18 protein-coding genes and 1 pseudogene are annotated in these 17161 nt (G+C 61.1%); 3 read left to right on the top strand and 16 right to left on the bottom strand.

Translation table 11 applies throughout. The features are described from left to right. Position 1: 1 nt before the first annotated feature. Positions 2-2365, bottom strand: a complete 2364-nt coding sequence (locus AC04SH_RS29480) for an ABC transporter permease (RefSeq protein WP_488577641.1) — start codon at positions 2363-2365, stop codon at positions 2-4. A gap of 5 nt (positions 2366-2370) precedes the next feature. Continuing rightward, a complete protein-coding gene (locus AC04SH_RS29475) occupies positions 2371-3078 on the bottom strand; it encodes an ABC transporter ATP-binding protein (RefSeq protein WP_488577640.1) in 708 nt (235 codons plus the stop codon). Between the two features lie 278 nt (positions 3079-3356). Here AC04SH_RS29475 and AC04SH_RS29470 point away from each other — a divergent pair, with 278 nt between their 5' ends. Then, on the top strand, positions 3357-4001 hold the full coding sequence (locus AC04SH_RS29470; protein WP_477237472.1) for a CBS domain-containing protein: 645 nt from the start codon (positions 3357-3359) through the stop codon (positions 3999-4001). 26 nt (positions 4002-4027) lie between these two features. Continuing rightward, complete coding sequence (locus AC04SH_RS29465) at positions 4028-5389, top strand: glucoamylase family protein (RefSeq protein ID WP_488577639.1); 1362 nt, start codon at positions 4028-4030, stop codon at positions 5387-5389. A 59-nt stretch (positions 5390-5448) separates the two neighbouring features. Here the strand turns inward: AC04SH_RS29465 and AC04SH_RS29460 are convergent, their stop codons facing one another. The 10 genes from AC04SH_RS29460 to AC04SH_RS29415 form a co-directional block, all read right to left on the bottom strand. Beyond that, the gene (locus tag AC04SH_RS29460) at positions 5449-5829 is read right to left on the bottom strand and encodes a phosphoribosyltransferase family protein (RefSeq protein ID WP_488577669.1); all 381 of its coding nucleotides are present in this window, start codon (positions 5827-5829) and stop codon (positions 5449-5451) included. A 91-nt stretch (positions 5830-5920) separates the two neighbouring features. Then, complete coding sequence (locus AC04SH_RS29455) at positions 5921-8353, bottom strand: heavy metal translocating P-type ATPase (protein WP_488577638.1); 2433 nt, start codon at positions 8351-8353, stop codon at positions 5921-5923. Between the two features lie 52 nt (positions 8354-8405). After that, entirely contained in the window at positions 8406-9836 is a 1431-nt protein-coding gene (locus tag AC04SH_RS29450; protein ID WP_488577637.1) for a multicopper oxidase family protein, read from the bottom strand. 87 nt (positions 9837-9923) lie between these two features. Beyond that, on the bottom strand, positions 9924-10592 hold the full coding sequence (locus AC04SH_RS29445) for a methyltransferase family protein (protein ID WP_488577636.1): 669 nt from the start codon (positions 10590-10592) through the stop codon (positions 9924-9926). A 2-nt stretch (positions 10593-10594) separates the two neighbouring features. Next, positions 10595-10918 (bottom strand): DUF2933 domain-containing protein, encoded by a 324-nt coding sequence (locus tag AC04SH_RS29440; RefSeq protein WP_488577635.1) that lies wholly within the window; start codon positions 10916-10918, stop codon positions 10595-10597. A 19-nt stretch (positions 10919-10937) separates the two neighbouring features. Continuing rightward, positions 10938-11387 (bottom strand): hypothetical protein, encoded by a 450-nt coding sequence (locus tag AC04SH_RS29435; RefSeq protein WP_488577634.1) that lies wholly within the window; start codon positions 11385-11387, stop codon positions 10938-10940. A 20-nt stretch (positions 11388-11407) separates the two neighbouring features. Beyond that, positions 11408-11686 carry a DUF5676 family membrane protein gene (locus AC04SH_RS29430; protein WP_488577633.1) on the bottom strand — a complete coding sequence of 93 codons (279 nt, stop codon included), beginning with the start codon at positions 11684-11686 and terminating at the stop codon, positions 11408-11410. A 12-nt stretch (positions 11687-11698) separates the two neighbouring features. Then, positions 11699-12310, bottom strand: a complete 612-nt coding sequence (gene copM, locus AC04SH_RS29425) for a CopM family metallochaperone (protein WP_488577632.1) — start codon at positions 12308-12310, stop codon at positions 11699-11701. A 159-nt stretch (positions 12311-12469) separates the two neighbouring features. Continuing rightward, positions 12470-12922 carry a hypothetical protein gene (locus AC04SH_RS29420; RefSeq protein ID WP_488577631.1) on the bottom strand — a complete coding sequence of 151 codons (453 nt, stop codon included), beginning with the start codon at positions 12920-12922 and terminating at the stop codon, positions 12470-12472. A gap of 27 nt (positions 12923-12949) precedes the next feature. Further along, complete coding sequence (locus AC04SH_RS29415) at positions 12950-13357, bottom strand: hypothetical protein (protein WP_488577630.1); 408 nt, start codon at positions 13355-13357, stop codon at positions 12950-12952. On the opposite strand from AC04SH_RS29415, the gene AC04SH_RS29410 reads away from it, so the two are divergent. After that, entirely contained in the window at positions 13340-14293 is a 954-nt protein-coding gene (locus AC04SH_RS29410) for an ATP-grasp domain-containing protein (protein ID WP_488577629.1), read from the top strand. The two genes, AC04SH_RS29415 and AC04SH_RS29410, sit on opposite strands and share 18 nt — an antisense overlap. Before the next feature lie 163 nt (positions 14294-14456). Here the strand turns inward: AC04SH_RS29410 and AC04SH_RS29405 are convergent. The 4 genes and pseudogenes from AC04SH_RS29405 to AC04SH_RS29390 all read right to left on the bottom strand — a co-directional run bounded on the left by AC04SH_RS29405 (position 14457) and on the right by AC04SH_RS29390 (position 17156). Next, positions 14457-14800 (bottom strand): annotated as a pseudogene (locus AC04SH_RS29405) (antibiotic biosynthesis monooxygenase family protein). A 151-nt stretch (positions 14801-14951) separates the two neighbouring features. Continuing rightward, positions 14952-15104, bottom strand: a complete 153-nt coding sequence (locus AC04SH_RS29400; RefSeq protein WP_488577628.1) for a hypothetical protein — start codon at positions 15102-15104, stop codon at positions 14952-14954. 5 nt (positions 15105-15109) lie between these two features. Then, positions 15110-16066, bottom strand: coding sequence for a pyridoxal phosphate-dependent decarboxylase family protein (locus AC04SH_RS29395; RefSeq protein ID WP_488577627.1), 957 nt, complete (start codon positions 16064-16066; stop codon positions 15110-15112). 400 nt (positions 16067-16466) lie between these two features. Next, positions 16467-17156 carry a GNAT family N-acetyltransferase gene (locus AC04SH_RS29390; RefSeq protein WP_488577626.1) on the bottom strand — a complete coding sequence of 230 codons (690 nt, stop codon included), beginning with the start codon at positions 17154-17156 and terminating at the stop codon, positions 16467-16469. Between the last annotated feature and the right edge of the window lie 5 nt (positions 17157-17161).

Below are 17161 nucleotides of genomic sequence, written 5' to 3'. Positions count from 1 at the left end.
TTCAATCCCGCGTCTTGAGAACGGTGACTAGGTCCAACTCGTTAAGTCTTCGACGAACAACGAGTACCGACAGCACGGCCGCAGCTATTACGATCGCACTAGCAACGATGTAGGTGGATTGCTCGACGATCAGACGCACCCGCATCAATTCGCCGGCCAGGTTCTTCTGCATGATCCAGGCCAGCCCATAACCAATGACCCATCCAGGCGGCTGTGCGATCAACGTGAGCAGGGTGAGTTCGATGAGGAGGATGCGCAACACTTCTCCCCGAGTGAAGCCGAGGACGCGCAAGCTGGCCAGCTCTCGCGCGCGTTCGGAAAGCGAGATGCGGGCGCTGTTGTAGACGACACCAAACGCGATGACGGCAGCCAGCGCGGTGTAAATGCTGGCCATTGTCGTGATGAGTAAGGCGACCAGCTTGCGGAAATTCGCCAGCGAGACGCGCTGCAGAGCCAGACCGCTGACGATAGGCATGCCCTTTATGGCAGCATAGAACGGCTCCCGGCTGTTCTGGTCCAGGCTAACGTTGATGCTGTTCAGCGATGGCGCTTCGCGCATCAGGCGCGCAAGCGTCTCTGAATCCATCATCCCACGGATGCCGAAGTAATCTTCGACCAGCGCCGCCACAGGGACGACATCCGTCCGCCGAGTTCCTTCGAGCAAGTCGACCTCGACGGTATCGCCAACCCGCACTCCGAGAATCTTGGCAAGCATGCTCGAAATCGCGAGGCCCGCTTCGGGCAGGACGACCGGTCGCAGGTGGACGTCGATGATGCGGTTGAGATCGGCGTCGCGCGGCCTGCCGCTGATCATGATCCGGCGTTCGACGTTTCCGCTCCTGATGCGGACAGGCACCTCGCGGTAAGACTCAGCGGCGAGAACGCCCGGAAGCCGAGCGATCTGCAGGGCGACGACCCGTGGGCGTTTTTCCACGAAACTCACCGTGGCGTCCTGACGGTCAGCCAGGAAATACGTCACGTCGATGAGCTGCTCCATCGCGTCGCCGGTGAAAAGTGAAACGATGAGGATGGCTGTCGCCAGTGCAATTCCAAGCGTCGTGAACAACGACCTGACTGGATGGCGAGTGATGTTGCGCAACATCATCGTGGTCGGTTGTGACATGAACCTGTCGACAGTGAAGCTCGCAGGCAGCAGCCGCCGATAGCGCGGAGGCGTCGGCGACTGCATCGCGACGGCCGGCGCCAATCGCACCACCTCCCGAAGCGCGCGCACTGCCCCGATTATTGCAGCGACGAGACTGAGCGTGGCGGCGATGACATAGAGGTCAGGGCTCCTGGTGAAGACGAGGAACGGAAAATGGAAGAAGTCGCCGAACAGATTGGTGATGCGCATCCCCAGCCACGTGCCCGCCGCACTGCCGATCACAATGCCGATCACAACGATGACAATGACGAATTTGAGGTAGTGCACGACGATGCTGGCGTTATTGTATCCCAGCGCCTTCATCAGCCCGATCTGCTCGCGCTCCAGAACAACGAGCCGGCTGAGGGTGAGATTGACCAGAAATGCCGACACCAGAAGGAAAATCGGTGGCAGCGTCCGGCTCATGTTGTTGAGCATATCGAGTTCGTGGTTCAGCCAGGCGTGTGAAGTCTGGTCCTTCCGGCCATAGGCCGCCCGCCCACCGTAGCGCTCAAGCATCGCGTCGAGGCGCATCATGACCTCACCCTCGGACGCGCCCCGCAGCAACTTCAACGAAACGGACGAGAACGCATCATCGAGATCATACGCGCTGGCGAGCGCTTTTTCCGACATCCAGATGAGGCCGAAGCGGCGGTCGTCCGGCATGATATCGCCAGGCCCGACCGCGTAGATGAACTCTGGAGACAGCGCGATCCCGACAATCGTCAATTCGCGCTTTCGGCCGTTCAATATTGCCGAGAAGCGGGCTCCGGGCTGAAAGCCGTGGGACACGGCAAAACCTTCGTTCACGACGACCTCTTCGGCGCGGCCAGGCTCCGGCATGCGGCCAACGCGCATGTAGAGCTGGTTGAGCGAAGCCTCCCCGATCTCGGGCAGGGAGATGACTTCGCCCGTGGCCGGCTCCAGATAGTCTGGTATGTCAAGCAGCACGAGCTTGGCTATTCGCGCGTCGACCGAAGCAACGCCGGGAATCTCGGCAATCTGGTCGACAAGCGCCCTTGGCGCGCGGCTCACCGTGGCAAAGACGTCAGCAAACCGGTAACGTTCGTAGTATGCGGTGCGCGTCTCGTCGAGGGAACGGTAGGATCCGACCGCGAGAATGAGCGTCGCCACGCCTCCGGCAATGACGAGTGCAATCGCCAGCGCCTGCGCCCAGAGCCGCCTGAAGTCGCGAAGAAGCTTGATATCCAGAGCGCGCATCCGGATCACCAGACAAGCTCGGCGGCAGCCCGGCGCACCTCGTTCTTGCGAATTCTGGAGATCTGGCCATCGGCGAAGAACAGCACGCGGTCGGCGACATCCTGGATGCTGGCGTTATGCGTGATGATAAGTATCGTGGTGCCTAACTGCGCATTGATACTGAGCAATACCTCAATCACCCGAATGCCCGTCTTGGAATCGAGGGCGCCCGTCGGCTCGTCGCAGAGCAACACATCGGGGCGCTTGGCGATCGCGCGGGCAATGGCCACGCGCTGCTGCTCGCCACCGGAGAGTTGAGCCGGGAAATGGTGCATCCTCGGTTCAAGTCCAACCAGCGCCAAAGCCTCCTCCGGGCGCATTGGATGGTCGGAAATCTCCGTGACCAGGGCGACATTTTCGTAAGCCGTCAGGCTGGGGATCAGGTTGTAGAACTGGAAAACGAATCCAACGTGCTGCCGCCGATAGGCAGTCAGCCGCCGATCGTCGAGGTTGGTCAGCTCCTGGTCCCTGAAGAACAACTGGCCGCTCGTGGCATGGTCAAGCCCGCCCATGATATTGAGCAGGGTCGACTTCCCGCTGCCCGACGGGCCAAGCAGAACGACCATCTCTCCCGCCGAAATCTCAAGGTCCAGCTTACGCAACGCAAGCACCTGCGTCTCACCCGAGGTGTAGGTTTTGGTCAGCGCTTTTGCAGTGAAGACGGTGTCAGCCATGGCCGTTAGGGATTTTGAGGCACCTGTCGCGTCGCTTGCCACAGTCACCCGTTGGGGTGCGCGCGACATTGACGCAAATCAAAACGGGGTCCGAAGGCCACTACGTGTGCCAGCGCCGCAACCAACAAGGACCGGGAACGGCCGATCAAGTCGCCCGGATCGGCTGGTTCTGAACCGATATTGATTTGCCTCAAAGGAGGTCGGCGGCATCCACGTTACGATGCCGCCGATTGGTGCTCGGGCGCCTGTTCACTTGAACTGAGCTAGGGATGAGGCGGATGAAAGCAAAGGATGTAATGACTGCAAAGGTTGTTACCGTGTCGCCTGACCACAGCGTAAGACATGCAGCACGGATCATGCTGGATCATCGCATCAGCGGCATGCCTGTCGTCGATGACAACGGCCGCCTGGTCGGAATTGTCAGCGAAGGTGATTTCCTGCGCAGGTCGGAGCTCGGTGCCTCAGCGTTTCCGGCAGGTGAGGCTCGCGGCTATGTGAAGGGCCACAGCTGGAAAGTGGCGGATCTGATGACCTCGGATGTCATCGTGGCAGACGAGGAAACCCCGATAGCGCGAATTGTTGCGCTGATGCAGGAGCATGGCATCAAGCGCATTCCGGTGATGAGAGAACAGCGTCTTGTCGGCGTCGTCAGCCGCGCCGATCTTTTGCGTGTTGTCGTTGCGACGAAGTTCGACGACGCTACGGCGGCAGGTGACGATGCGATCCGGCGCAGCATTCTTACCCGACTGCGAGACGACGCAGGGGTCAAAGGAGACGCGTTAACGCTTACGGTGAGCGATGGTCTGGTGCATTTTTCGGGTGCAGTCAGGTCGCAGAGTGAACGGGATGCCGTCCGCGTGGTTGCCGAGGGCGTCAGAGGCGTCAAAGGTGTGTTCGACCACCTGTATCTGGCCCATCCGTGAACTGCGGTCCGGGAGGGCATACAGCGATGCTGTCGCACCCTCGCGCGACCGATCATCCGGTGAACATCCCTGCCATGCAAGACGATCTGGCGATATTGCAGCGAGAGACATTCGACTACTTCATCCATGAAGCAAACCCGGCCAACGGTCTCATTCTGGACAAGACCGAAGCGAATTGGCCCGCAAGCATCGCCGCCACGGGCCTTGCGCTGTCTTGCTATCCAGTAGGAGTCGAACGCGGATTCATGAGTCGGAGCGCGGCTGTCGAACGCACTTTGACTACGCTGCGCTTCTTCTGGAATAGCCCACAAGGCCCGGAGCCGGACGCCACGGGATATCGCGGCTTCTATTACCACTTCCTGGACATGCAGACCGGCCGGAGGGCCTGGCAATGCGAGCTGTCGACCATCGACAGCACGCTCCTGCTGGCGGGCGCGCTGGCCGCAGGGCAGTATTTCGATGCCGACGCCGAGGCCGAAGCCGAAATTCGCACTTTGGCGGAGGCGCTCTATCACCGAGCCGATTGGTGCTGGGCGCAGGACCAAGGAGAAACCGTCACCCATGGGTGGACACCCGAGCACGGGTTCCTGAAGTATCGCTGGGAAGGTTATGACGAAGCGCTCCTGCTTTATGTCCTTGGATTGGGTTCGCCGACACATCCCTTGCCCAAGACCAGCTACACAGCCTGGACCGCGACATTCCGATGGGAGCACTGTTACGGCTACGACTACCTCTATGCGGGACCGCTGTTCATTCACCAGCTCTCGCACGTTTGGATCGATCTTCGCGGTGTGCAGGATGCCTTCATGCGCAGCAAGGGAAGCGACTATTTCGAGAACAGCCGACGCGCCACCTTCGTCCACCAGCGTTATGCTGTCGACAATCCGCGTGGATTCGAGGGTTATGGCGAACACTGCTGGGGCATCACCGCAAGCGAGGGGCCTGGTCCCTCCACGCTCAAGTTGAACGGTATCGAGCGCCGGTTCGAGGGCTATGTCGGGCGCGGTGTTCCCTATGGTCCCGACGATGGCACGCTCGCTCCGTGGGCCGTCGCTGCCTCCTTGCCTTTTGCTCCCGAAATTGTCCGGCCGGCGATCAGCTTCTGCATCCACCAGGCCAAGCTCAAGGCCGCCAACGCCTATGGCTTCAAGGCGGCCTTCAATCCGACGCATCCGGGAACATCCGGCAACGCCTTTGGATGGTGGGTTTCGCCTTGGCATTTCGGCCTCAACGAAGGCCCGGTTGTCCTGATGATCGAGAACGACCGCAGCGGCTTCCTATGGCGGCTGATGCGCTCGTGCCCGTATATCCACAACGGCCTGCAACGGGCAGGATTTGAAGGCGGCTGGTTGAGAGAGTCTAATCAGGAGTCGACGCCAACTGCTTGATCGGCATGGACTGGGTTCGCGTGGATGCGGCCAAGGCTGAGAAATAGGGGCGTTACGTTTTATGACGTTTCCTTTGGAAGAGCGTTCCCGAACAATTCGACGCTACCCTCGGCCAGCAAGCTGGCAATGGAAATCGCATTCGACGTATGCGGAATCGAGTCCGTGCTCACGACCCTTTCAGCGCCGGCCGCCAACAGTTGCGCGTAGGCGTCTTGGGCGAATATCGGATGAATGACGATGCAGACTGCGGGCGGCAGACCGAGCTGCCTCAAATGATCCAGCGTTTCAGTCATGGTTCGTCCCGACGAGGCAATGTCATCCACGATGACCGGGGTTCGGCTGCGAGCCGCATCGATCGAAGGGAGGCTCACGTCGACGTCGCGGTCACCTCGTCGGATTTTCGTCAGGATCTGATAGGCAACGCCGGCGCGGTCGGCGATGTCGGATAGCCGAGCGCAACGACAAAGGCTGAGGTGAGAAGTGCGCCCAGGGCCTATCGCGACGTCGGCAGGCGAGGTCGCTTCGACACGCTCATGCCTGTGCGCCCGTAGGGTGCTGATGAGCGACGCCTTCAGTCATCGATGCTGCCGCAGGTCGAATGCCTTCGAGTCTGGTTCGCTTGAGCAGCAAGGCGTTGACGGCCACGAGAGCCGAGCTGCCCGACATTGCCAGCGCTGCAAGCTCGGGACTCAAAAGAAATGGATAGAACACGCCTGCCGCGATCGGGAAGGCGATGAGATTGTAGCCGACGGCCCACCAAAGGTTCTGGTGCATCTTGCGCAGCGTGGCTCGCGAGAGCGTCATCGCACCGACCACATCGTAGGGATCGCTCTTCATCAGCACGATGTCGGCGCTCTCAATGGCGACGTCGGTGCCTGCACCGATCGCAAATCCGACGTCGGCTTGCGTCAGGGCTGGCGCGTCGTTGATGCCATCGCCGACCATACCGACCTTGAGGCCTTGCCCTTTCAGTTCCTTGATCTTCTCCGCCTTCTGCCCTGGCAAGACATCGGCCATGACGATGTCGATGCCGAGTTCGTCAGCGATGCGGTTGGCGGTGCCAGCGTTGTCACCCGTGAGCATCGCCACACGAACACCCTGGTCGTGCAATTTGGCAATCGTTGCGATGGCCGTCGGGCGCGGCGTATCGGCGATCGCGATCAGTCCGAGCAGCTTGCCGGACCGCGCGACATGAATAACGGTGCGGCCTTCGCCCTTGAGCGTCTCGGCTTTTTCGCCCAGCGCCAGAAGATCAATCTTCTGCTCGTCCATGAGGCGCCGGTTGCCGAGGAAAACCGGACTCCCTCCGATTGCGGCACTGGCGCCCTTGCCTTCTATATTCAGAAAGCCCGAGACCTTGGGAAGCTTCAAGTCCCTGGCCCGCTCGACAATGGCGAGGGCCAGCGGGTGATCCGAGCCCTGGTCCACGGCGGCCGCGACTTGCAGAACCTCGTCGAGCGAAACGCCGGCGGCCGGCACGATTTCGACGACCTTCGGCTGACCCATCGTGAGCGTGCCGGTCTTGTCGAAGACGATCACATTGAGCTTGGTCGCCTCCTCGAGAGCGGCAGCATTCTTGAACAGTATCCCGTTTGATGCGCCAAGGCCGGTGCCGACCATGACGGCCATCGGTGTGGCGAGGCCGAGCGCATCGGGACAAGCAATGACGAAGACGGTTATGGTCAAGGTCATCGCGAACAGCAGAGGCTGGCCGAGCCACCAGAACCAGACGGCAAAGGTCGCAAGCCCGATGAGGATCGCGGCAAGCACCAGCCATTGTGAAGCGCGATCGGCGAGCAGTTGGGCCGGCGCCTTCGAGTTCTGGGCCTCCTGGACCAGCTTGACGATCTGGGCAAGGGCAGTGTCGGCGCCCACCTTGGTAGAACGATAGCGCAGCGTGCCGCTCTTGTTGATCGTCGCGCCGATGACCTTGTCCCCGACCTTCTTGGTCACCGGCATCGATTCGCCAGTCAGCATCGATTCGTCGATCGTCGACGTGCCCTCGACCACTTCGCCGTCGACCGGAAGCTTGTTGCCAGGCCGCAGGACCACGATGTCGCCGAGCACGACGTCCGCGGTCGCAACCTCGACCTCCTTGCCATCGCGGAAGACGGAGGCCCTGGGCGGGGCGAGGTCGAGCAGGGCCCTGATCGCGGCCGAGGCTCCGGCGCGGGCGCGCATCTCCAGCCAATGGCCGAGCAGAATGAACACGAGCAGCACGCTCGCCGCCTCGTAGAATTGCTGCCCCTCGAAGAAGAAGGTCGCGCCGACGCTGAATAGATAGCCAGTGCCCACGCTCAGCACCACCAGAACGGCCATGTTGAGGACGCCGTTGCGCAAGGCTCGCCAGGCGGCGACCAGGAAAGGCCAGACCGGATAGAGGATCGCGGCGCTGGCCAGGAAGAACATCGCAAGGTCTTCGCTGAGACCGAAGGGCGGGCGCAGCCAGGGCTCTCCCAGGCCCATCGGCTCCATGGCGAAAATCGGCAGGGTAAAGACCAGGCTGATGAAGAACCGGTTGCGCATGTCCTTGACCATGCCCTGCATGTCCATGCCGGGCCCGTGTCCCATCTCGTGGGCCATGGCGGCGTGCGGTGCCTTGGCTGCGACCGTCCTCTCGCCCACCGGAGCCGGCTCGATCCTGGCGGCGTGCCCCCCATGATCGTGCTCGGTGTGATCCTGCCCGGCGGTCGCGCGCGGATGCCCCGGCGGAATCGTCATGCTGCCAGGAGTGCACAGATGCCGCGGCACGACCTCGCCATGGCAATGGAAGCCGCAGGCCTTGATTTCCATCGCAAGGGCTTCCGGACTCGTCTGGCCCTCGTCAAATTCGACGCTCGCGGTTGTCGATCCCGCGTTCATCGCGACACTGGTGACACCCGGCAGAGCCACGAGACGTTTTTCGACCGCCGCGAAATCCATCATGCCGACAAGGTCGCGCACTTCCAGATTGACCTTTTTCATCATCGTTCTCCGTGCCGCGGTTCGTGGCAGCAATCGCACCGCCCGCGATGTCTCAGCTTCGGTAGGCAAAGGTCGACATCATGCCGCTCGCCATGTGGTAGAGATGGTGACAGTGGAATGCCCATTTGCCGGGATTGACGGCATCGACGGCAATGGTGATCGAGCGCATCGGCGGCACCAGCACGGTGTCGCGAACGGCGCCCTGCAAGCGCTGCCCGTCAATCGCGACCACCTGGAAATGGTGGCCGTGAAGGTGCATCGGGTGAGCCATCATGGTGTCGTTGCGCAGCGTGACTTCGACGCGATCTCCGTTGTCCACGAGGATGGGCGCGCTGGTTTCGAGGCCCCAGCGATAGGCGGCCATATCGCCGGTCAGCGCCATTTCGAAGGTCTTGTCCGCGACGCGCGACGCAAGTGGCGCGATTGCTCGAAGTTGCGCCTCAAGCATCAGGTCCAAAACCGGAGCGTCGACATCAGCCGCCGTCTCGAGCTTGGCCACGGCCGCCCCCGCCGGACGCAGGACAATTCCAGTCCGTTCCTTGCTTCCCTCGCGTAGCGCCAGGATCGGAAAAGAAGAGCTGAGGTCGCGCGGCAGTTGCACGCGCACATCGATGCGCTGGCCCATCGTCATTGGAAACCGCCGGCCCCTGACCGGCTCGACAGGCTGACCGTCGGCCGCGATCAGTTCGCCTTCAAGCTCGCCGAAGTCGACTGTGAACGCCGTCGCCGTGGCGCCGTTGATGATCCGCACCCGCACGCGTCCGCCCCGTTCGACTGGGACGATCTCGGGGTCGTTCAGGGACCGGTCATTGGCCAGATAGGCGTCATAATCGATGTCGTTGATATCGGTCATCATGCCGCCATCGTTCATCCCAGCCATGGCGTCGGTTTGCGCTCCCGACATATCCATGCCGTCCATCGGCATGGAGCCGCCGGTATTCTTACTCCGCAGCCCGGCCAGCAGTTCCTGCGGCGACGAGAACGAGAAATCGTGGAGCAAGATGACAACCTCCTGCTCGTCCTTTGCGTCATCTGCGGGATCGGCGACAATGAGCGGAGCCGCGAGCAGCAATTGTTCCTGCAAGGTATGGGCGTGCATCCAGAACGTGCCTGGCCCGCCGACCGGAAAATCGAAGCTGCGATTGGCCTTGGCGCCGATGAGCGGCAGTGGCGCGTCGGCGACGCCGTCGCTCGGCCACGGCGGCGTCAACCCGTGCCAATGTATGATCGTCGGCTCAGCAGTATCGTTTCGAAGCAGCACATTGAAGGCTTCGCCCGCCCGCAAGCGCAGGCCAGGCGCGCCGTCGGCCCTTTGCAGGCCGAAGACACTTGCAGCTTTACCGTTCACCTCGATCGTGCGGCGCGAGATGCCAAGCGGCTGGCCGCCCGACTGATTGGCGAAGGCTGCCGCAAGAGAGCTCGATGGGATCGCAAAAGCTACTGCGCCTGTCACTGCGGCCTTCAGAATATCCCGGCGTTCCATGATCGTTTCCTTGCTTTCGAGTTCAGATTTCGGAGTTTCGTTTGTTTTGGTCAGCACGAAAGAATCAGACCCCAACGGGGCCTCTCTTTAGGGCGCTCGGCGCTCGCCGGCGGAACCGAACAGCTTGGCCAGATGCGGAAAAAAGGCGGGCACGCGGGCCGCGTAACGGTCGTATGCGTCGCCGAATTCCTTTCTGGCTTCACGCTCTTCGATGAAGGAAAGCCGCACATACATGCCGACCAGTATGGGGAACATCACCAGCGTCAGCAGCGTCGGCCATTGCATGAGGAATCCCGCCATGACGAGAACGAAGCCGACATATTGCGGATGCCGGATGGAGGCATATGGACCGCGCGTTGCGAGGCGATTGTGATGCTGCGCGTCGTAAAGCACTCGCCACGCGGTCGAGATCAGCATGAAACCGCCGCCGATCAGGAAGAAGCTGAGAACGTGAAACGGGCCGAAATGTGGATTGAGACGCCAACCGAACATCATCTCCGAGAGGTGGCCGGCATCATGCGAGAACCAGTCGATGCCGGGGTATCGTGACTGCAGCCACCCCGAGAACAAGTAAATCGTCAGGGGAAAGCCATACATCTCGGCAAACAACGCCACCAGGAAGGCGCTGAAAGCACCGAAGGAGCGCCAGTCGCGGCCGGTTCGCGGCTTGAAGAAGCTGAATGCGAACAGAATGAAAACCGCCGAATTGATTATGACCAAGCCCCAGAGGCCGTAGGCAGGAGATTGCTCGACCATCGTCATGCTCCTTTGTGGTGGGTGGTGCCGTCTTGCGCGCCCGGCTCAGGTTTCTTGTGCCTGGCCTGGCCGCCGTGACCGCCATGCCCGCGGTGGCCGCCATGCATGAACGTGTGAAGCAGAGGACAGGCGAGCAGCAGCAGAAAGGGAAGGACACCGAGGGTATGAGCCCGGTGCTCCGTGAGCAGGAAAAACGCGGCGATCAGCAGGAAGGCGATCGTGGCCAGGCCGGCCTTCGAAGTCCAAAATCCGCAAGCCTCGGTCTCCGGTTCTGGTTCGGACCCGGTTGGCGGATCGGACATGCGGTGAACGTTGTTGGTATTCATGGGATGGGTTCCTTATTTGTCATCGATTGTCATTGCGGGAGCTTTCGAGCCCATAGGCGATGAGGCTTACGGCCCAGACCAGCGCGCAGGCGAACAATGGCCACCTGAAGTCGGAGCCGATCGTGAAGTTGACCACAAACATCAAGCCGATGGACGACGCTCCTCCGATCAGAACACCGGCCACCGCGACCGGATGGCGCGCGCGGAACGCGGTGATTGCCAGCGCAACCAGGAGAACACCGGTGGCGAGGGCGTAGCCGCCGAGCACCCGGAAAACCTGGGTGAGCCACATTGCAAGCCGAGGACCGATGGCATCGAGCTCGGCGACCGAGAGGTCCATATAGCGGACATCCTCGGGCAATAATGGTGGCCTGAGGGCGATGAAATACAGTCCGATCCCGGCGATGATCATCCCCGCCAGAGCAAGAGTGATCGACGACATCGTCCATGGATTGACTGTGGCTTTCATGGGCTGACCCTCGACTTGCTTTACCGCCGCCCCGTGGCGACGACATTGTAGATCGAGGCGTAAACGACACCCGCCAGCAACCCGACGATGCCAAGCCCGAGAACGCCGTAGAGAACTCGGACAGGGCTTATCGGCGCCGTAGACCTGACCGCGCTGAGGTCGAGCCCGTGCATGATAGCGCCGAAGAAATCGAGTGTTGCCTCTGGCCAGATAGCGACGGCCAAAGCGCAGGGCATGCTCATCAGGGCCGACGTCACGCCCAGCGCAATGCCGACGGACAGGACGCTGAGTTTGTCCATGTCTTCCTCCTGTCACTTCGCGTGCTGCTTGAGCCATTCCTGCATGGCGGCGATCTCAGACTGCTGAGCCGTGATGATCTGATTGGCCCAAACCTTGACCTGATCATCCTTGCCGAATTGCAGGACCGCCCGTGCCATATCGATGGCGCCCTGGTGGTGAGGGATCATCGCCTGGACGAAAGCGACATCGGGATCGCCTGCCTGGATGCCCTGCATCATCGGCCCGTCCATTCGCTTCATGGCCGCCATATAAGCCTTGGAGGACTCGGGCATATTGGCCGTGTCCATCGGCATGTTGGTCATGCCGCCGCCCTGCATCATGCCGTCCTGGCCGCCTGGCATCATGCCGCCTTGCCCGCCCTGCATTCCGCCGCCCTGCATCATCGGCATCATTTGCTGCATCATGGGAGCCATCTTCTCCATCATGGGCATCATCTTCTGCATCGTGGACATCATCGCCGTGCACTGCTCGGGCAACCCGCCCGGCATCGCCTCCGCGGCTGGTGCCGTTGTCGTAGTTCGTGGTGCGTCGGCCGCCGGATGGTGCGGATCCGTCTGAGCAAAAGCCGCACCGGACAGGGTTGCGAATGCGGCAAGCGTGATCAATCGAACGTGGGTTTTCATGACTGGTTCCTTGTCGTTGGCGTGAACCGACAAACGAGCTCTAAACGGTGCGCAAGGCCGCCCAGATCGCCGCTGCTGGTTATGGCGGATCGGTCGCGCGTGATGGGCCTTGACAGCACTGCTGGATTCAACAGTCCCTAGGGCTGCGACTGCGCGATATCAGGCCAGGGTCTGGGGAGGTTGCAGGAGGGCCTCGGGGTCGATGCCCGTTGCCAGCAGCGCCTTGCCCGCCATGAAGCGGATTGCAACCGGCGCATCATCAAAGACGCCGCATTCGCTGGCGGAAATGCCTGCAGCACAACAGCCGAAGCCGGTCGAGTGCATGCAATCCAGGCAGCCATCGCATGAGGCGCGATGGTTGTCCTGGTCTGTAGACGCGACGTGACCTATCACATTGTGCAAGGCGCTCGTCGAGAGCGTTGCAACGTCGGCAACAGAGCCTTTTGCAGAAGCCGGCCCGATGACACCAGCAACGGCACCGCCCGCGATCAGGAGGATCACGAACAGCAATAACCGAAGCTGAGCCAACGCGACTTTCATGGTTTCATCATAACCCAACTTCCCGCCAGCACTTTGACGCAAATCAATGTCCACAAACCGGTGAAATTTCATATCTGGTCAGGTTTCATGGGATCCGGATCAGATACCTTTTGCTGGCCGTCCGACTTTGGGCCAAAACGGCAATGAGGAGATATTCTCATGCTTAAAGCCCCCGGCGTGGTGGATCTGAGCACGTCCCAGTCGACGCGGCTCAACCGCAAATGCTTCTGCATAACGCTCGACCGGACAGCGCTTTGGGCCGCGCTGGATCGCGAAGCCGGAGAGCGCGGCTTCTGCGAAAACTTCATGGCGTCGCGGCCGCATCTGTTTTCCAATGTCCCGGTCTTCCTCGCCGCGTCCGCCCTCGATGAGATGCAGGCAATCGTCGTAGCCGTCGAAGCGGCAGCCGAGCTTGAGGGTTACCGCGATGCCGCCCTCTCCTGGGCTCCCGAAATTGCGCAGAGGGATTTTGGACCCGTCGGCGCTCTCATGGGCTACGATTTCCATCTCGACGACGACGGTCCCAAGCTGATCGAGGTGAACACCAACGCTGGCGGCGCTTTCCTCAACGCGCTGCTGGCCAGAGCACAGAAGGCCTGCTGTTCCGAGGTCGATCGGGTGTTGATCGGCGCTGGGAACGATCACTTCGAAGCCAACGTCGTTGCGATGTTCGAGAGCGAATGGCGCCGCCAGCGGGGAGCCGGTTCGCCGCGAAGGATCGCGATCGTCGATGATCAGCCTGAGGGCCAGTATCTCTATCCTGAATTCGTGCTGGCCCGGCAGCTATTGCTGAAGAACGGCGTGGACGCGACGATCGGGGATGCGAGCCAGCTGAAATATGATGGCGGCAAGCTTCGCCTCGACGGGCAGGAGGTTGACCTCGTCTATAATCGCCTGGTCGATTTCACACTTGATCGCCCGGAACATGCCGCGCTCAGAGCGGCCTATAAGGACGGCGCCGTGGTGGTCACACCCAATCCGCACAACCATGCGCTCTTTGCAAGCAAGCGCAATCTGACACTGTTGTCCGATCCGGCAGCACTCGAAGCATTCGGCCTCCCTCCGGAGATGCGCTCGCGGCTTGCCAGTGTCCCACGGACCACGCTGGTCACGCCCGACAATTCGGATGCCGCCTGGCAATCCCGTAAGGACATGTTCTTCAAGCCGGTCTCAGGCCACGGCAGCAAGGCGGTCTACCGCGGCGACAAGGTAACGAAAGGGGTGTGGGCCGAGATCGCCCGTGGCGGCTATGTGGCCCAGGCGTTTGCCTCACCGGGGCAACGCATGATCGAGATCGACGGCGCACCTGCACCGCGCAAGATGGACGTGCGGCTTTATACTTATGATGGCCAGGTCCTGCTCGCGGCCGCGCGCCTCTACCAGGGTCAGACTACGAATTTCCGCACACCAGGCGGCGGTTTTGCTCCGGTGTTAGTCATCTGAACGTGCAATAGTGGCAAAGGCAACGAGCCCCTCAAAAATGAAAGAGGATTGAACTCTAGGTTGTATTAATACAATCAATAACTTACGAGACACTTTGTAACATTGTGACGGCCGTAGAAATGACCCCACATGGCCATGAAGTCGAAATGACCGCCGGGTAGCGCTAGCCGAACAATGCGCGAGAATCAGCGGGCGCTTCGGAACGCCCCTTCAAGCTGTAAACCCAGAGGACATTGGTGGCCGTATACGATAATCGCGCAGTATGCCGTCACGCCCCTTAGCCATAATAATGCGATGCTCTTCGAGATTGCGCCAGTGTGCCAGCGCAGCTTCGTCGCGCCAGAGCGAAAAAGAGAGAAACTTTCCGGGTTCTTGGCAACTCTCGAACCGCTCCGCCGAGATGAAGCCGTCGATGGACTCCAGTAGCGGGCGCAACTCTGCCGCCAGGGTATCGTAGTCACTTTGCCGATCCGGGTAGGGCCACAATTCAGAAATAACAGCAATCACAGGAAAATCTCCCACCCATGACACGCACGAAATGCGTTATGGAAGCCTACTGTTTCGGGCGAAATTAGCGAGTCAGATCAGTGCCGGCCTGTCACAGGCAGGAATGAATCCGTCCGTTGGTATGCCAAATATACAATCGCTAAGCCTTGCCTCAACTGTTCAGTTCGCCGGCCGCCGCAATCACTTCGGACACGATTTCGAGCACATCTTCGTCTGTCGTCCGGTGGTTGACGAAACATGCCCGCAAGGCGAACTGGTTGCCGATTGTCGCGTTCGAGAGATACACGCGCCCGCGTGCGATCACGCGCCTCAGGATCGCCCGATTGTCCTTGGCGCGGTGGCGGAAACAGGCTGCGCTGAGAGGCACCGGAGCCAGAAGCTCCAACTCCGGATGCGCCTTGACCGTCTCCGCCAAAGCCGGGCATGTCGCAGGTCCTCGGCAATTGCCTCACGAAAGGCCCGGCGCCCATGATATTGCAGCGACAGCCAAAGCTTCAGCGCCCGGAAGCGTCGTGACAGTTCGAACGACTCCTCAAAGAAGGCGAAGGCTTCAATCGGGTCCTGGCTCAGCATCCCGACATAATCGTCGCTGTGCGAAAAAGTCGTGCGCGCGATTGCCGGATGGCGATGCAGCAGACAGCCGCAATCGAGCGGTTGATACAGCCATTTATGCGCGTCCAGCGACAGGGAATCTGCCAGAGCCAATGGATCGAGCTTGTCCGGCAATGCCAGCGCCGCCAAAGCCCCATAAGCACCGTCGACATGCAGCCACAGCCCTTCGCGGCTGGCGATATCAGCGATCTCCGGCAGCGGATCAATCGCTCCGGTGACGGTGGTGCCAACCGTGGCGACGATTGCTATGGGAATGTCTCCGGCCTCACGATCGGCGGCCATGGTTGCCTGGAGCGCATCCGGCCGCATCTGAAACTGGTCGTCGACGGGGATTAGGCGAAGGTTCGCTCTGCCGATGCCAAGCAGCGCCACCGCCTTGGGAATGGACATATGCACCTGCTCGGACGCATAGATGACGCCGCCGCGTATCCCTGTTTCGTTGGCCGGCAACCTTGCTTCCCGAGCCATTGCCAGCCCCATCAAGTTCGCCGCCGAGCCGCCGCCGCATAGGCTGCCGGTGAACCCCGCGCAACCGACTGCTTGCGCCAGCCATCCGACGACGCTGTGTTCGATCGATGTCGCTGCCGGAGCCGATCGCCACGACGTCACATTCTGATTGAGCACCGCCGCGAACAATTCTCCTAGGGCGCCCATCGGCTCGCCCGAACCGAGGACATAGCCGAAGAACCTGCCGGTGGATGGCCGCCCATGCTCGGCAATCGACTTGAAGTCCTGCAGGACGTCCGGACCTCGCCCCTCCTCGGCCCAGGGCCGCGAGAAGAGTTCCGTCGTCTGCTTGCCGCTGGTTGATGGAAAGGCCGGACGTTCATCGAGCGACGCCTAATAGGTCCTGGCGAGGTCTATCGCCTCGTCCGCCAGCCGCGACAGTTGCTGATTGGAGATTTCGAGCGCGTTCACAAAGTCCTGCCCTGCCGGCGAGTTACCGGCGTTCAGTTTCGTCGACCGACATTTTTCATTTCGAAAACATGACCGACAAAGGCTCCGGCATCCGCATGACGAGCCCGATCGATCGAAAACACAAGTGTCGCCATCCTCAAATGACTCCCAGGCCGGCCCTGATCTCCGCAACCGAGCGAAGCTGCTGCCCGTTCGCGAAATTGCCAGGATCGAGCCAGGCCTCAAAAGCAGAGCGATGGGCCGGCCATTCGCTGGAGAGCATCGAATAGACGCAGATGTCGCAAGGTTTGCCCTTCAGGAACAGGCCTTGGCGCTGCGTGCCCTCATAGACGAAACCGAGCCGGTCAGCCGCCTTGCGCGAACGCTGGTTGGTTGAGGTGCATGTCCATTCAAGGCGCCGGTAGCCGAGATCGTCGAAGACATGGCGCAGGATCAGGTAGAGCGCCTCGGTGGCCAACCCTGTGCGCTGCAGGGGAGGTGTGTAGAGCACATAGCCAAGCTCGACGACATGATGGGCGGGTCTTGCCTCCATGAGGCAAAGCCATCCCAGCGGCTTGTCGTCGAGGCCGGCTACGGCGAAGAAGGCCCGTTTCTTGTCGGCCACCAGCTCGGCGACATGGTCGGCGAAAGCTTGCTCACTTGCGAATGGGCCAACCTTCATGTCGACCCAAGTGGCATTCGTGTGCTCGTCATGCGAGAGCGGGTAGAGACAGGATGCGTCGCGCTCGGCGTCGAGCGGGCGCAGGCCTCCCCAGCGACCGGCCAGCACGACGGCGGCGGGGATCGGAGCGTCTCTCGGGGGGACCTCTTTCGGGTTTGATGACATCTCGA

It is taken from the genome of Mesorhizobium sp. CNPSo 4688 (assembly GCF_057784295.1).
Note: the sequence above shows the minus strand (reverse complement) of the source record. Positions and strands in the feature narration are given on the sequence as shown.

Excerpts from the sequence above, each read along its gene's own strand:
- AC04SH_RS29480 (WP_488577641.1), bottom strand. The coding sequence starts at position 2,365 with ATGCGCGCTCTGGATATCAAGCTTCTTCGCGACTTCAGGCGGCTCTGG.
- AC04SH_RS29475 (WP_488577640.1), bottom strand. The coding sequence starts at position 3,078 with ATGGCTGACACCGTCTTCACTGCAAAAGCGCTGACCAAAACCTACACC.
- AC04SH_RS29470 (WP_477237472.1), top strand. The coding sequence starts at position 3,357 with ATGAAAGCAAAGGATGTAATGACTGCAAAGGTTGTTACCGTGTCGCCT.
- AC04SH_RS29465 (WP_488577639.1), top strand. The coding sequence starts at position 4,028 with ATGCTGTCGCACCCTCGCGCGACCGATCATCCGGTGAACATCCCTGCC.
- AC04SH_RS29455 (WP_488577638.1), bottom strand. The coding sequence starts at position 8,353 with ATGAAAAAGGTCAATCTGGAAGTGCGCGACCTTGTCGGCATGATGGAT.
- AC04SH_RS29450 (WP_488577637.1), bottom strand. The coding sequence starts at position 9,836 with ATGGAACGCCGGGATATTCTGAAGGCCGCAGTGACAGGCGCAGTAGCT.
- AC04SH_RS29445 (WP_488577636.1), bottom strand. The coding sequence starts at position 10,592 with ATGGTCGAGCAATCTCCTGCCTACGGCCTCTGGGGCTTGGTCATAATC.
- AC04SH_RS29440 (WP_488577635.1), bottom strand. The coding sequence starts at position 10,918 with ATGAATACCAACAACGTTCACCGCATGTCCGATCCGCCAACCGGGTCC.
- AC04SH_RS29435 (WP_488577634.1), bottom strand. The coding sequence starts at position 11,387 with ATGAAAGCCACAGTCAATCCATGGACGATGTCGTCGATCACTCTTGCT.
- AC04SH_RS29430 (WP_488577633.1), bottom strand. The coding sequence starts at position 11,686 with ATGGACAAACTCAGCGTCCTGTCCGTCGGCATTGCGCTGGGCGTGACG.
- copM (WP_488577632.1), bottom strand. The coding sequence starts at position 12,310 with ATGAAAACCCACGTTCGATTGATCACGCTTGCCGCATTCGCAACCCTG.
- AC04SH_RS29420 (WP_488577631.1), bottom strand. The coding sequence starts at position 12,922 with ATGAAATTTCACCGGTTTGTGGACATTGATTTGCGTCAAAGTGCTGGC.
- AC04SH_RS29410 (WP_488577629.1), top strand. The coding sequence starts at position 13,340 with ATGGGCTACGATTTCCATCTCGACGACGACGGTCCCAAGCTGATCGAG.
- AC04SH_RS29415 (WP_488577630.1), bottom strand. The coding sequence starts at position 13,357 with ATGGAAATCGTAGCCCATGAGAGCGCCGACGGGTCCAAAATCCCTCTG.
- AC04SH_RS29395 (WP_488577627.1), bottom strand. The coding sequence starts at position 16,066 with ATGGGCGCCCTAGGAGAATTGTTCGCGGCGGTGCTCAATCAGAATGTG.
- AC04SH_RS29390 (WP_488577626.1), bottom strand. The coding sequence starts at position 17,156 with ATGTCATCAAACCCGAAAGAGGTCCCCCCGAGAGACGCTCCGATCCCC.